This is a genomic window from Dyadobacter sediminis (assembly GCF_005860765.1).
In the GTDB taxonomy this organism is placed as follows: domain Bacteria; phylum Bacteroidota; class Bacteroidia; order Cytophagales; family Spirosomataceae; genus Dyadobacter; species Dyadobacter sediminis.
In genome coordinates this window covers 392,406-406,827 of record NZ_VCEI01000028.1, presented here as the reverse complement: position 1 = coordinate 406,827, position 14,422 = coordinate 392,406, and the positions used below count along the sequence as shown (strand labels likewise).

The window sequence follows — 14,422 nt, the reverse complement described above, 5'->3', positions numbered from 1 at the left end:
GTAAGTTTAAGTGTATGTATATGAGAATGTGCAAATAAATAGGAATCAGGCTTGCCTCACAAACTAAATTTTCCCGGAAAAATGAAATTGACCCATTCTTTCAAGAGTGTTCGAACACATCGCTAAAAAAAATTTGGCACAAAAAAACGGCGACTTGAAGAAGCCGCCGTTTTTTATGATTTTTTATCAGGATCAATTCATCAGGTCTGTATACAGGTTGTAATACGACTCGGAGAATTTCTCATTGTGCTCGTCCAGCTCGACACGCTTCGGAGCACTGTTGAAAATCTGGTTCAGGCTTTCGCTGCAGTGATCGTCCGCTTTGATAACGGCATCCGCATAAGCACAGCCGATTTTAACAAAGCCTTCAAAATCTGCAGAATGAAGATGGGACAACGCCTCGTCACTTACATCCATGGCTTTGGCCTTGCTTTGCAGATCCGCATCAAATTTGTAATCAAAAGCATTGTTATGTACCGTAAAGACACTTTTCGTATCCTTGAACATCGGATCGTTGCGGTAAGTGGTTTTCAGATATAACGGGATCAAAGCAGTCATCCAGTCATTACAATGTACCACATCCGGAGCCCATCCCAGTTTCTTAACCGTTTCCAGCACCCCTTTGCAAAAGAAAATGGCACGCTCATCGTTATCATCGAAAAAGTTATTCTCTTTATCAAAGAATACCGACTTTCTGTGAAAATAATCGTCATTATCTATAAAATAGACTTGTAACTTGGCATTCGGAATGGAAGCTACTTTAATGATCAACGGCTTTTCTTCATCTCCTACAGTAATATTTATTCCAGACAGTCGAACTACTTCATGAAGCCGGTTTTTGCGCTCATTGATTAAACCAAAACGGGGAACCAGAATTCTGATTTCTGCACCTAGTTCCTGCATTGCCTGAGGAAGTTTTCTTACGTAATCGGCAACATCTGTGGTTTGAAGGAAGGGATTGATTTCACTGGCTACATACAAAATTCGTAGTTTCTCCATAGATCCTTTTAGCAGTTTGTGAAAAAAAGTTTTGCAAAATTATACAAAAAAAATCGCATTTTCAAAAGATATTCCAAACTAAATGTAATATTGCGTTCAGATTGGGATTGCCTGCCTCAGATATTCTTGAATCCTGCCTGTTGTTCCTGCCCAGGTTAAAAAGCACAGGAAAGGATTTGCTTACTGCCCCTGATTTATATTTTAAATGGAAGTATTTACTTCAGTCAAAAGCCTCAGAAATTACCTCGATCAGCAGCTTTTACAGCAACGTACCATCGGCCTTGTTCCTACCATGGGGGCCCTGCATGAAGGACATATTTCACTGATCGAAAGTGCTATCCGGCAGACTGACATTACGGTTTGCAGCATCTTTGTCAACCCCACGCAGTTCAATAATCCCGAAGATCTTCTGAAATATCCCAGAACGCCTGAAGAAGATTATGCCATGCTTGAAAAAGCCGGCTGCTCGGCTGTTTTTGCGCCAACTGTCGAAGAAATGTACCCGGAAAAGGCGGTGCTGAAAATTAATTTCGGAACGCTTGAAACGGTTATGGAAGGCGCTTCCCGGCCGGGACATTTCAACGGTGTCGGAATTGTGGTTTCAAAGCTCTTTAATATCGTCCGGCCGCATAAGGCTTATTTTGGCCAAAAAGATCTGCAGCAGGTTTCCATTATCAAAAGGCTTGTAGCGGACCTTTCATTTGATCTGGAACTCGTTATTTGCCCAACCGTACGCGAGCGTGACGGACTGGCCATGTCGTCGAGAAACCGGCGGCTTAATGAAGCTGAAAGAGCTATTGCTCCTGCCATTTACAAAGTGCTGACATCAGCAAAAGAAAACCTGCTCGCAGGCAAACAGGTTCATGACGTAACTGAACTCGCAAAAAGTGAATTCCTTTCTATGAAAGAATTTACACTCGATTACATAGAGATTGCTGACCTTAAAACGCTGCAATCCGTAGAGCGCATTGGCCCGGAAGGAAGCAATGCCATTTGCATTGCCGTTTTCCTCGGCCCGGTAAGATTGATTGACAACATCGTTTTTTAAACATCCGTAACGCTGCAAAAGCTGCAGCGTTACGGATGTCTTGTATTTTAAGACAATTTCCAGTCGCCTCTGTATTTGCGTTTTACAAACTGGTTTGCGCCGTCGAAGTTGGTTACTTTCATGTTGTTTCCATCCCAAAGCAGCTTCTTGCGGCCCGGATAATTAAATCCTTTTCCGTCTGCTCTCGCTTCGCGCAGGTTATAACTGCGGATACCGAGATTTCCCATGATAACGGTTTCAGTCAAAGGACCTGCGTAATCGAAAGAAGATGTAAGTGCCTTGTGTTCCTTGCTGTTAAAACCGGCTTTGCAGGCGTCCGACCAGGAAACATGATGGCCATATTCCGGCATCGTCGTGTATTTGTTACCAAAATCGCCTTGTTTGTATTCCAGCTTGGTACCATCTTTCAGATAAACTTTCGGATCCACTCCGTAAGTACCGCAGGTCATTACGCCTTTTTCACCGATTAGCAGAACGCCGTTGCTGCTGTCCGGTTCTCCGAGCGGATCGTTTGCCGGGATCAGTTCCGGATGAAAAGGACGCAAACCACCGTCGTGCCATGTAAGCGTAACTTCGGATTTGTTAATTTTATTGGCAGGAAATTTCAATTGCACACGTGAAGACGGCGGGCAGCCTTCGGGAATGTATTCCGGAGTCCAGTCTTTGATAAAAACCTGTCCTACGCTGCATTCCAGTTCCGTTGGATAACCCAGTCCGAGCGTACGGAAAGCCGGATCGATCAGGTGACAGCCCATATCGCCCAGAGCGCCCGTTCCGAAATTCCACCAGCCGCGCCACTTGAACGGATGCCATGCCGGGTTGTAATCCACCCACTCTGCCGAGCCGACCCAAAGTTCCCAGTCAATATCCGAAGGCACGTCGAACTTTCCGGTTGGAACCGGAATTCCCTGCGGCCATACGGGGCGGTTTGTCCATACGTGCGCCTCATGCACATTTCCGATCAGGCCTTTGTTAAACCATTCTTTCATCTGGGTCTGTGCAGGGTTCGATGCGCCCTGATTTCCCATTTGCGTTACAACCTTGTATTTCCGTGCAGCCTCGGTCAGCATGCGCGCTTCGTAAATATCGTGCGTTAAAGGCTTCTGAACATACACGTGTTTCCCTCTCTGCATGGCTGCCATGGCAATAATGGCGTGCATATGGTCTGTAGTTGAAACGGTAACCGCATCGATGTCCTTTTCCATTTCGTCGAACATCTTGCGGAAATCCTTGTATTTTTTGGCATCCGGATGCAGCTCAAAATTCTTTTTAGCCTGGCCCCAGTCCACATCGCATAACGCGACCAGATTTTCAGCTCCTTTGTTCCATGCGTTATTAGTATCCGAAAAACCTTTACCTCCAACCCCGACTCCGGCAATGTTCAGTTTATCACTCGGTGCACGATATCCTTTACCTAAAACATGACGGGGAACTATAAAAAAACTGCCAATTGCCGCTGCCGTACTCTTTTGTAAAAAGTCACGGCGAGAAACATCCTTCGGTTTATTTTCTGTACTCATTGGATCTTTTAATGGAAAAAAGTTGATAATAAAGATAAAGCATCAAAAACCGGATTATTACTTATGCTCTGGATCAGCTCCGGAATATAATGGCGTGCCGGCGGGCCAAAGATCCTTTATGCATGAACAGCGGCTGATTCCCGCATGGCTGTACCGTTTTCATTTCACATCCTGATACCCGATGCCGGCAGAGAACGGATTGGAACCCTAAGCAGCATACTGATGTTTTGAAGGCTGCATATTATTCCTGTAACTTTGGGAATTAATGCAGATTAACCAGAATCCCGACCAGAAGGAAATGCAAATAACAATGATGAAATCGAAGATTCACCGGGTAAAAGTAACCCAGGCTGAATTGAATTATGTCGGCAGTATCACAATTGATGAAGATCTTATTGACGCCGCCGGACTAGTTGAAAACGAACAGGTGCATATTGTAAATAATAATAACGGCGAACGTTTTGTAACCTATGTCATTAAAGGTGAGCGCGGAAGCGGAATGATATGCCTCAACGGCGCAGCAGCAAGAAGAGTCCAGATCGGCGATGTTATTATCATTATCGCTTACGGCTCCATGTCGCAGGAAGAAGCAAAAACCTTTAAACCCATGATTGTTTTTCCGGATCATAATAATCAGTTGGTAGTTTAATGTAGATTTATTTTTATTTGCACTAACATTCACTATATCACAGCCAATGAAAAATATTCTACGTTATGCAGTATCGCTCCTGCTTGCAGGCGGTCTGATCTGGTTTGTATTCAAAGATATCAATCTGGCAGAAATGCTGGACAGATTTGCGGAGTCGGACTGGCGATGGATTGCTGTTTCCTGTTTTTTTCTGCTTTGTGCGCATATTATACGGGCGTGGCGCTGGGGAATGCTGATGGAACCGCTCGGACATAAACCCGGACTCTGGAACAGCATTATTTCCGTTCTTACAGGCTATTTTGCCAATTACATTGTACCGCGAATGGGCGAAGTCACACGGTGCGGCACCTTGTACCGGCTTGAACGCATTCCCGTCAACCTGAGCTTTGGTACCGTCGTTGCTGAAAGGATATTTGACGTCCTTGTTTTGCTGGTCATGATCGGTCTGAACTTCATTCTTGAATTTGACAGGCTGAGTACTTTTTTCACTGATTTTTTCCAAAGTAAAGTTGCCGGCGGACAAGGAAATTCGGGTAGCAGTATGCTGCTGACCGTACTGCTCGCAGGAATTGTGCTGATTTCGGTTGCTGCTGTTTTTATTTACAGGAACCTTACGTTCCGGAACAAACTTCAGCAGCATGCAATTATTCAGAAAGTGCTGCATTTTGTAAAGGGAATGCTGGAAGGATTACTGAGCATCCGAAAGCTGCGCAGTCCCGGGTTGTTCATTTTAAGCACCATTGCCATCTGGGTCATGTATTATTTTGTTTCGTACGTTCTTTTCTTTTGTATTCCGGAAACGTCAGACCTCGGCCCGCTTGCCGGCCTCACGTTGCTTGTAGTCGGCGCCATTGGCATGACGGCTCCTACGCAGGGCGGAATCGGCGCTTACCATCTCTTGGTTGGCAATGTCATGGTGCTTTACGGACTTTCCCAGAATGACGGAATTACGCTAGCGACCTTTATTCACGGTGCACAAATGATATTTATGCTGATCACAGGCGCTTTGGCATTCTTATACGTACTTACCAAAAGCAAGAAACCTGTGGAACAGGAAGCACACGTTACTGCCAAAAGCTAGATTATTTCTGATTTTGGCATTAACGGCAAATTTATTTTTCTGACTGATTTCCGACTTCTGAAAACCGACTTATCCATGAATCATACCGAAAGCAAAATCCTAAGACTGGAAGAAGCAATCACCACAATCGGAGACTGGCAGCGCGCAGGTCAGAAAGTTGTTTTCACAAACGGCTGCTTTGATATCGTTCACCTCGGGCATATCGATTACCTGGAAAAAGCACGTGCTTTGGGTGACAGGCTGATCCTCGGACTGAACACGGATGCATCCGTAAGCCGCCTGAAAGGACCTTTGCGCCCCGTTGTGAACGAATATGCAAGAGCACGCCTGATGGCAGCACTTTCATTCGTTGATGCTGTCATTTTGTTCGACGACCCGACGCCAAGTCAGCTTATTGAAGCTATAAAACCTGACATTTTGGTAAAAGGAGACGATTATACGGTCGAAAACATTGCTGGCGCGGATTTTGTTTTGAATAATGGAGGTGAAGTAAAAACGATCGCTCTTGTGCAGGGATATTCGACAAGTTCACTGATTGAAAAAATAAAACAGGGATATAACTAGATAAAATTATGGGTGGAGCATATTTGATTGGTATACTCGTAATGGCCATCAGCTTTTATGTGCAGTGGCGGTTAAAGAGTAAATTTGAAGAGTACTCGCAAGTAGGCCTGAGTAACGGAATGAGCGGTAAGGAAATCGCCGAAACCATGCTCCGTGAAAGCGGAATTTACGACGTGAGAGTGTTATCCGTAGAAGGAAAACTTACGGACCATTATAATCCACAGGATAAAACGGTAAACCTGAGCCCGGATGTATATCATGGACGCAGCGTTTCGGCAGCAGCAGTCGCATCACACGAATGCGGACATGCCGTACAGCACGCTACAGCTTACAAATGGCTTCAGTTCCGGTCACAAATGGTGCCGTTCCTGAGCATTGCTTCCAGTTACATGCAATGGATTATTCTGGCTGGAATCCTGATGATTAATACAACTTTGATTCCGCTGACAATCGGCGTTGCCTTGTTTGCAGCGACTACCTTGTTCAGCTTTATTACGCTTCCGGTTGAATACGATGCAAGTAACCGCGCTTTGGCCTGGATTAAAAATAACCGGATTGTAAACGAAAGAGAATACATCATGTCTGCCGATGCATTGAAATGGGCAGCACGTACTTATCTTGTTGCAGCCATCGGTTCTCTGGCAACCTTGCTTTATTATGTAAGCATTTTGATGGGACGCAGAGATTAATCGGAAAGGGACTTTTAATAAAAACAAAAACGGATCGCAGAAAACTGCGATCCGTTTTTGTTTGTGGGCAAACTGATTACTTTTTAAGCTGGTTCCAGTAAACAGCCACATTTTTTGTAGAACGCCCGGAAGCAATAATATCCAGATCGCCATCGCCGTCCAGATCGGCGGATGAAATATCTTCACAGGCCATTTTTATTTTTTCATCCAGCACATATTCCTGCCATTTCTTGCCTTCAGCATCGGAACCGACGAATATGCGAACGCCAGTCCGCCCGCCTTCATCCGGATTTCGCCAGCCCATTACGATCTGATCTCTTCCCTGTCCGAAAAAATCCGCGCACAGCAAAGCATGGCCTTCTTTAATTTTATCTGTAAGTACTGTACGATTATCCTTTGAATAAACGACAACTGAATTGCCGTGCATGGGCTCAATCGTTGCCGTAAAAAGCTGGTTTTTACTCAGGCTTCCTGTTCTGATTTCCCCGACGCCCTTATTTGGAACCATCCAGTTACCCGATGTAGCCCAGCCATCCGCTCCGTTCAGAAAAATCTGCACGCCTTCTTTTCCTGCAACCGCAAGTCCGAGAATCCTGCCCGGCACTTCCATCGGATGCATGTTATGCGTCATATGCATGTTGGTTTCCAGCAATTCGTAGCTCCAGATGCCTTTGCGGTTTTCCGGTACGTCAAATGTAATGAGTTTAACGCCTGCTCCTTGTCCCCCGGTGTTTCCTTCACCATGCAGCGGCAGTACGGCAAGCTGAAATCCGCCGTCTGCTTTTTTCAACCATTGCATGCGGTGAATGGTCACCTCGTGGTGCAGGCGCACAGGTTCCCAAAGCTGCGCCCGGTCTTCGGGAGAAAGCATATAAAACACAGCCCCGGATTTTTTTGCATCTTTTGTTTCGGAAGGATTCCATTGCGCCCCGACGGCTACTTCCACTTTTCCGTCTCCGTCAATATCCCGGGCTGCAATGCATACATTATCCTGCTCGGTAAGATCTTTTGCAATGATATACCGGACCCATTTTTCTCCTTTTTTACCCGGGTTTTTATACCAGACAATTTCTTTTTTATCCGCCAGCAGAATGTCCTGTTTTCCGTCGCCGTCCACATCGCCTGCAGTAACGCCGTAGCCGATGCTGATGTTGTCATCAATAACTTCGCCGCTGAAAGTAGCAGTCTGCGCATACGACTTTCCGGCCATGCAAAAAACCGAAAGGATCAACAAGTACTTCTTCATATTTCCGGAATGTAATCAATGCTCATAAATAAACCTTTTAACCTATATTTTCACAATATACTTCAAATACTACATCCTTGTTTCTGAAAAAAGAGTTTTTTGTGTCGCTTTGACCGGCTTTGCATACTTTTGTAAATTAATGTGAACCAATTAATCATTCATGAAAACTGTCCCTCTGCATCATGTCCATGTCCGGCTTGGCGCCAAAATGGTTCCTTTTGCCGGTTTTGAAATGCCTGTGCGCTATTCCTCGGATCTTGATGAACACCACACTGTAAGAAATAATGTCGGCGTCTTTGACGTATCGCATATGGGCGAATTCAGCATCAAAGGGCCAAATGCAACCGCTCTTGTGCAGAAAGTTACTTCCAATGATGCTTCGGCTTTGTACAATGGAAAAGTACAGTACAGTTATCTGCCTAATGCTGCCGGCGGAATTGTAGATGATCTGCTGGTTTATAAAGTCAGTGACGATGAATATTTTCTGGTCGTAAATGCTTCCAATATAGAAAAAGACTGGAACTGGATCCAAAGCCAGAATACGGAAGGTGCAGCAATGAGCAATGTTTCGGATGACCTTTGTCTTTTGGCAGTTCAGGGTCCGGATGCAACGGCTACGCTGCAGAAACTGACAAGCGAAAACCTGGCCGCCATGGAATATTACACATTCAAGATCGGAGAAATGGCCGGAATTGAAAATGTCATTATTTCGGCAACAGGTTATACAGGCTCCGGCGGTTTTGAAATATATGTAGACAAAGAGGATGCTGAAAAAATGTGGAACGCCATTTTTGAAGCCGGAGAAGAATTCGGGATCAAGCCCGTCGGGTTGGGCGCAAGAGATACTTTGAGACTGGAAAAAGGGTTCTGTCTTTACGGAAATGACATCGACGATACAACATCTCCACTGGAAGCCGGTTTGGGCTGGGTTACCAAATTCAATAAAGATTTTATCAGTGCTTCGGCATTAAAAGCGCAGAAAGAAGCCGGTCTGAAAAGAAAGCTTGTCGGTTTTGAAATGATCGACAGAGGAATTCCGAGAGGCCATTACGAACTGTGTGATGCCGACGGCAACAAACTGGGCGAAGTCACTTCCGGCACCCAATCGCCTACTTTACAAAAAGGCATCGGTATGGGATATGTTCCGGCCGCTTACAGCAAGCCCGACACGGAAATCTTTGTAAAAGTCCGTGACAGATTGCTGAAAGCCAAAGTAGTGAAACTGCCCTTTGTCAAAAACTAACCCTCAACCGCTTTCCCATCGTTCCGATTGCATTTATGAAACACCTTGATATTTGTCTGACACCCGATTTACTTCATTTGCATAAACTAGATAATTCCATTGTTGTTGTCGCCGATGTTTTCAGGGCAACTTCCTGTATGGTTACCGGCCTGGCTTATGGCGTAAAAAGCATAACACCTGTTGCCACGATTGAAGAATGTAAATTTTTACAGGATAAGGGCTATTTTGCAGCAGCCGAACGCGATGCACGCAAAGTGGAAGGTTTTGATCTTGACAATTCCCCGTTCAGTTATATGAACGAGCGTCTGATCGGTGCCGAAATTGCAATGACTACAACCAACGGAACGTTATCTATTGCCAAAGCAAAAACCTCGGCAGTAAAAGTAATGGTCGGATCCTTTCTTAATCTCGGCGCGCTCGCCAATCATCTCAGGTCTGAACCGTATGACGTGCTCGTTCTCTGTGCCGGCTGGAAAGGAAGGCCTAACCTGGAAGATACGCTTTTTGCTGGCGCGCTCGCAGATGCTCTGAAAGATCAGTATATGCTTTTGGAAGACGGCACACTGATGGCTCAGCGCCTGTATGAACAAAGCCGCAACAACCTGCTGGCAAGCGTTTCCAACTCTTCACACGTAAGGCGTTTGCAGCGGCTCGGGATCCAGAAAGATATTTCTTACTGCCTGCAGACGGACCTTTACGATATTGTACCGATTTTACGGGGAAGCCAGCTGGTAGCAATGCATTAAATTTTTTTAATTAAAATCTTACATGTCAAGATTCGTCTTTTTCATTTTTTTCGGACTGCTGTTTTATGCCAATGCTGCTAATGCACAGAAAAGAAGCACAACGCCCAAAAAACAGTCTTCAGCAAAGCGGGCTGTAAACGCTCCTGCAAAACAATCACTTCGGGCCAGACCGGACACAAACCGGCTGAATACTGCCGAAGTCATTGATTCTGTGCGGATTGATTCTTCAGGCAAAGTGCAGCAACCGGAGCATGTATCCGGTGTCTCACAGGATACATTGACGGAGCAGGCAGCTGAAGAAAAACTTGAAAAACCGGCAAAGACACTTGCTGACAGCATTCAGTCCTATAAAATAATAGTTGACGATATTTCTTTTCTCACTGTTTGCCCCGGAACGGCCATCACCATTCCGTTTTCGACAGTCGGGCCATTTGATGAAGAAAACACTTTTGTTGCACATATGATTGATGCGAACGGAAAGTCTGTTCCTATTTCGTTGCCCGTCAAGAAAAGTCCGGTAAAAGCAGTTATTCCTTCGTATAAGATCGGCGGAGAAGTATACCGTATTCAGATTGTAAGTACGCAGCCGATTATCAAAAGTCAGGAAGTGCCGGTTCGTTTGCTGCAGTTGCCAGCTGCCCGCCTCGAAGTTGCCGACGGAACGCAGTCAGTACGCATTATGCCCGGACAGGAGGCTATGCTCAAAGTAAATCTTACCGGCGCGGCTCCCTGGTCTTTCCGGCTCTCGGACAGCAGTACCGTTTTACAGACCTTATCCAATCCGCATTATATTTCGGTCAGGCCAAAAGACGTAAGAGCATACAGGCTGACGGCTGTCGCCAACGCCTGCGGAAGCGGAACCACGTCCGGCGAAGCCATTGTGAATGTCAACAACAATCCGGAGCCGAAACTGGAACTGAAAGAAGCTGAGAAAATTGCCCGGCTTTGCAGCGGAGTACCTTTTCAGGTGCCGTTCAATGCAACCGGCAAGTACAAGGAAGGCAACCATTTTGTGGTCCAGATCGCAGAAAGGACCGGCGCTTTCAAAACCATTTCCACACCCGACACGACCGGCCAGATCGTAACGCAGATCCCGACCAGTTACAAACCCGGAGAATACAAGCTCAGGGTAATCTCCTCAGCGCCGTACCTTGTAAGCCAGACGACCAACGTAACAATTGTTTCACCTGCTACGGCCATTCTACAGAAAGATTCGCTGCACCTTGGAGAAAATGAATCCGGCGAACTGACGGTAAAATTCACCGGTGGCGGCCCGTGGTTTGTGCTGCTTTCCGACGGAACGTATGAAAACAACATTCAGGAACCGGTTTACAAGATCAAGGTCAAGCCCATATATGACACCAATTACCAGATTACGTCTGCAGGCGGATTATGCGGCGTCGGCAAGTTTTCAGGATCAGCAAAAATTTCGGTAAAAAGTGCGCCGGCAAGCATCACGCTTGACAAGCTGCCGCAGAATATGGTTTGTTCCGGCTCTTCCATTGAAATACCCTACAAAACAGAAGGACGCTACAATCCGGGTAACCGTTTTGTAGTGCAGATAACTGATAAAACGGGAAGATTCGTAGACCTGCCGACTACTGTAACGCCTGCTACGATGAAAGTAAAGATCAGCGGTTCTGCATCGGAAGACACAATCCGTACGCAGAAAATACGTATTATTTCTTCCTCTCCGGCTGTTTCCAGCGCAATTCAGGAAATTGACGTCGTGGCACCGGACAAAGCAGTGGGCGAAGTATCCGGCAAGAGTACCGTTTCCGCAGGAAGATCAACCCGTATTCAATTGAAATTCAGCAACGGAATGCCGCCATGGTCATTTACACTGTCTGACGGAACGGCCATTAACGGAACATTTCTGAATCCATATCTGATCTCGGTTTCGCCTGCATCCACAACGGAATTCAAGATCAGTTCCCTGAAAAGCGGTTGTGGAACAGGAACCGGAAAAGGATCTGCACTGGTGACCGTAGAAAACTGAAAGACAGCATTCGCCCAACAGATTCAGAAAATACCAATTTTTCATTTCTGGTTTGAAACAGGAACAAAAGGAAAAGTTAAATGATGAAAATGGGACGGTTTGTGGTGCTTGCTTTTCTATTTATGACTGTAAATGGCCATATCAAAGCGCAGCATGTGCCGCTCGGATCATGGGAAACGCATTTCAGTTATCTTTCAGCAAAGCAAGTTGTTCAGGCTAACGACCACATTTTCTGTTCCACTTACAACGGCCTTTTCAGCGTAAACCTTTCGGATAAGAAAATCAGAATATGGTCCAAACTGGACGGGTTAAGCGAAAGCGGAGTCAGCAGCATGGCTTACGATTCTGAAGACAGCCTGTTACTGGTTGCTTACCGCAGCGGCTTTATTGATCTTGTTTATATAGATCAAAATGCGGAACCAAAAGAAATAATTCCATGGCCTGTTCTTCAGAATGCCGCCGGGCTTCCCGACAATAAAGAAATAAAACAGGTTACTTTTCATCAGGAACTTGCTTATTTATCCACAAGATTCGGAATTCTGGTACTGGATACCAGGCTGCGTCAGGTTGAAGAAACATATCGCTACATTGGCTTAAACGGCTCGGAAGTAGCTGTCAGTAACATTGCCTTTTCCAGTGATTCCATTTATGCAGTCACTTCAAACGGAATCCTTGCTGCATCCATGCAGCCTGATGTTAACCGTCAGTATTTTGCCAACTGGAAACCGGTCGGAACGCCGGCTAATGCGGTGGCTGTATGTCAGTACAACAATAAACTTTATGCAGGATTTTCCGGAAAAGGAATTTATGAAAGAGCCGGCGGAGCATGGCAGAACGTTTATTCTTCCCAAAGCAAACGTTACTCGATATCAAAGCATGAAAAGTCCCTGATTGTCGCACTGGACGATAAAATTGTTACGATTGATGAAAACAACAGTGCAACAATCACGAACAACACTTCAATCAAATCACCGGCCGAAGCATTGCAAACTGCTGATGGAACATTATGGATTGCAGATTATAAAAACGGCCTGATCCGTAACTCGGGTCCGGATTTTACATCTTTTGTTCCGGAGCAAAAAGACACCACCATTTCGCCGCGTCCAGATTCTGTTGTCATTGACCGGAACGGACTTAGCTGGGCACGGCTTCCGGATTATCTTGGCGGTGGCATTCTGGTTGAGAATAAAGAAAAAAATAAACAGCGCGTACTTTCCGTTTCCATCGGCAATGGAAGTTTGCCGTCATCTTCCATCCACAGTCTTGCGCTGGATCAGGACGGCTACGTTTGGTTTGCAAGTGATAAAGGAGTAGGCTATTTTATTACAGATGATATTCTGAATGCCGGCCGCACAGATGCCATATTGCCGGTTTATGGCCAGCGCAGGCTTTTTGCCAATGAAAAATGTACCGCCATAGCTGTTGAACCCGGAAACAGAAAGTGGATCGGAACTGCAAACGGATTATTCCTTTTCAGTGCGGACGGCATGGAATTGATCCGGCAATTTACAGCAACGGACTCTCCTCTTCCGTCGGATTACATCCATGCATTGCGGTTTGATGCTGAAAACGGAATGGTTTTTATAGATACGCCCAACGGCATGGTTTCTTATCGGAGCAACGCATCTGCTTCAGCGGAAAATCTTTCTGCTGTAACCATTTTCCCGAATCCTGTCAGGCCGGGTTTTGCAGGATTGGTTGGAATAAAAGGGCTTCTGGATAAATCCATTGTTAAAATTACCGAACTTTCCGGCCGGCTGATTTACGAAACGGCATCTCAGGGCGGAACGGCATCGTGGAATCTGAATGATTACACCGGACGACGGGCCAGAGGAGGAATTTATATGGTTTTCGTTGTTACAAATGATGGAAATGAAAAATTTGCCGGAAAACTCGCCGTTATTGAATAAGTATATTTAAAATCTATGAAATCTGTAAAAATCAGGTTTCATGCTCGACCTTTATGATAACCCCCGAAAAACTACCTTATATCATCGGAATTACCGGCGGCAGCGCGTCCGGTAAGACCTTTTTCATGAAAAGCCTGATCGATGCTTTTGGCAAAGATGAAATCACACGCATTTCGCAGGACAATTATTACCGTCCGATTCATGAAATACCGAAAGATGAAAACGGCGTTGAAAATTTTGATTTGCCTGAAACGATTGATCATCATTTGTTTGCGGAACATATCGCTGTGCTCCGCGCCGGCAGAGAAGTCCATCAGAAGGAGTACACTTTCAATAATCCGCTCATTCAGCCCGAAATTCTGGTTTTTGAACCAAGACCGATTATTATTGTAGAAGGGATTTTTGTATTTTATTTTCCGGAAATTTCCAGACTGATTGATCTGAAAATTTTTGTGGACGCCAAGGAGCATGTGAAAATAAAAAGAAGAATTATTCGTGACAACAATGAGCGCGGTTATGACCTGAATGATGTTTTGTACCGGTGGGAACATCATGTTGCACCGACTTATGACAAATTTATTCTGCCGCTGCGTTCCGAAGCAGACGTAATTATCAACAACAATTCTCGTTTTGATACAGGCCTTCAGGTGTTAATCGGTTTTCTCAAAGGAAAACTGGAAGAACGAAAGGTTTTGGACTAGTTTTATATTTATACAAGCAAGCATAGT

General features: G+C 45.4%; 13 protein-coding genes. 10 read left to right on the top strand and 3 right to left on the bottom strand.

Going from position 1 to position 14,422, the window contains the following annotated elements; all coding sequences use genetic code 11:
* Positions 1–192 precede the first annotated feature (192 nt).
* Positions 193–999, bottom strand: coding sequence for a glycogen/starch synthase (locus FEM55_RS18740; protein ID WP_138282918.1), 807 nt, complete (start codon positions 997–999; stop codon positions 193–195).
* 205 nt (positions 1,000–1,204) lie between these two features.
* On the opposite strand from FEM55_RS18740, the gene panC reads away from it, so the two are divergent.
* Positions 1,205–2,047 carry a pantoate--beta-alanine ligase gene (gene panC, locus FEM55_RS18735; RefSeq protein WP_138282917.1) on the top strand — a complete coding sequence of 281 codons (843 nt, stop codon included), beginning with the start codon at positions 1,205–1,207 and terminating at the stop codon, positions 2,045–2,047.
* A gap of 47 nt (positions 2,048–2,094) precedes the next feature.
* Here panC and FEM55_RS18730 read toward each other — a convergent pair whose 3' ends face one another.
* Positions 2,095–3,567, bottom strand: a complete 1,473-nt coding sequence (locus FEM55_RS18730) for a Gfo/Idh/MocA family protein (RefSeq protein WP_138282916.1) — start codon at positions 3,565–3,567, stop codon at positions 2,095–2,097.
* A 298-nt stretch (positions 3,568–3,865) separates the two neighbouring features.
* Here FEM55_RS18730 and panD point away from each other — a divergent pair, with 298 nt between their 5' ends.
* The 4 genes from panD to FEM55_RS18710 all read left to right on the top strand — a co-directional run bounded on the left by panD (position 3,866) and on the right by FEM55_RS18710 (position 6,550).
* The gene (panD, locus tag FEM55_RS18725) at positions 3,866–4,216 is read left to right on the top strand and encodes an aspartate 1-decarboxylase (protein ID WP_138283067.1); all 351 of its coding nucleotides are present in this window, start codon (positions 3,866–3,868) and stop codon (positions 4,214–4,216) included.
* 46 nt (positions 4,217–4,262) lie between these two features.
* A complete protein-coding gene (locus FEM55_RS18720) occupies positions 4,263–5,297 on the top strand; it encodes a lysylphosphatidylglycerol synthase transmembrane domain-containing protein (protein WP_138282915.1) in 1,035 nt (344 codons plus the stop codon).
* Positions 5,298–5,372: 75 nt separating this feature from the next.
* A complete protein-coding gene (gene rfaE2, locus FEM55_RS18715) occupies positions 5,373–5,861 on the top strand; it encodes a D-glycero-beta-D-manno-heptose 1-phosphate adenylyltransferase (protein ID WP_138282914.1) in 489 nt (162 codons plus the stop codon).
* Between the two features lie 8 nt (positions 5,862–5,869).
* On the top strand, positions 5,870–6,550 hold the full coding sequence (locus FEM55_RS18710; protein WP_138282913.1) for a zinc metallopeptidase: 681 nt from the start codon (positions 5,870–5,872) through the stop codon (positions 6,548–6,550).
* A gap of 76 nt (positions 6,551–6,626) precedes the next feature.
* Here the strand turns inward: FEM55_RS18710 and FEM55_RS18705 are convergent, their stop codons facing one another.
* Complete coding sequence (locus tag FEM55_RS18705) at positions 6,627–7,796, bottom strand: FG-GAP repeat domain-containing protein (protein ID WP_138282912.1); 1,170 nt, start codon at positions 7,794–7,796, stop codon at positions 6,627–6,629.
* A gap of 160 nt (positions 7,797–7,956) precedes the next feature.
* Here FEM55_RS18705 and gcvT point away from each other — a divergent pair, with 160 nt between their 5' ends.
* The 5 genes from gcvT to FEM55_RS18680 all read left to right on the top strand — a co-directional run bounded on the left by gcvT (position 7,957) and on the right by FEM55_RS18680 (position 14,395).
* Positions 7,957–9,039, top strand: a complete 1,083-nt coding sequence (gcvT, locus tag FEM55_RS18700; RefSeq protein ID WP_138282911.1) for a glycine cleavage system aminomethyltransferase GcvT — start codon at positions 7,957–7,959, stop codon at positions 9,037–9,039.
* A gap of 35 nt (positions 9,040–9,074) precedes the next feature.
* Positions 9,075–9,785: a 2-phosphosulfolactate phosphatase gene (locus FEM55_RS18695; protein ID WP_138282910.1), complete on the top strand. Its 711-nt coding sequence runs from the start codon at positions 9,075–9,077 to the stop codon at positions 9,783–9,785.
* Between the two features lie 22 nt (positions 9,786–9,807).
* Positions 9,808–11,784, top strand: a complete 1,977-nt coding sequence (locus FEM55_RS18690) for a hypothetical protein (RefSeq protein ID WP_138282909.1) — start codon at positions 9,808–9,810, stop codon at positions 11,782–11,784.
* 80 nt (positions 11,785–11,864) lie between these two features.
* Positions 11,865–13,694, top strand: coding sequence for a PorZ beta-propeller-like domain-containing protein (locus FEM55_RS18685; protein ID WP_138282908.1), 1,830 nt, complete (start codon positions 11,865–11,867; stop codon positions 13,692–13,694).
* Positions 13,695–13,747: 53 nt separating this feature from the next.
* Positions 13,748–14,395, top strand: a complete 648-nt coding sequence (locus tag FEM55_RS18680; protein ID WP_138282907.1) for a uridine kinase family protein — start codon at positions 13,748–13,750, stop codon at positions 14,393–14,395.
* Positions 14,396–14,422: the final 27 nt, after the last annotated feature.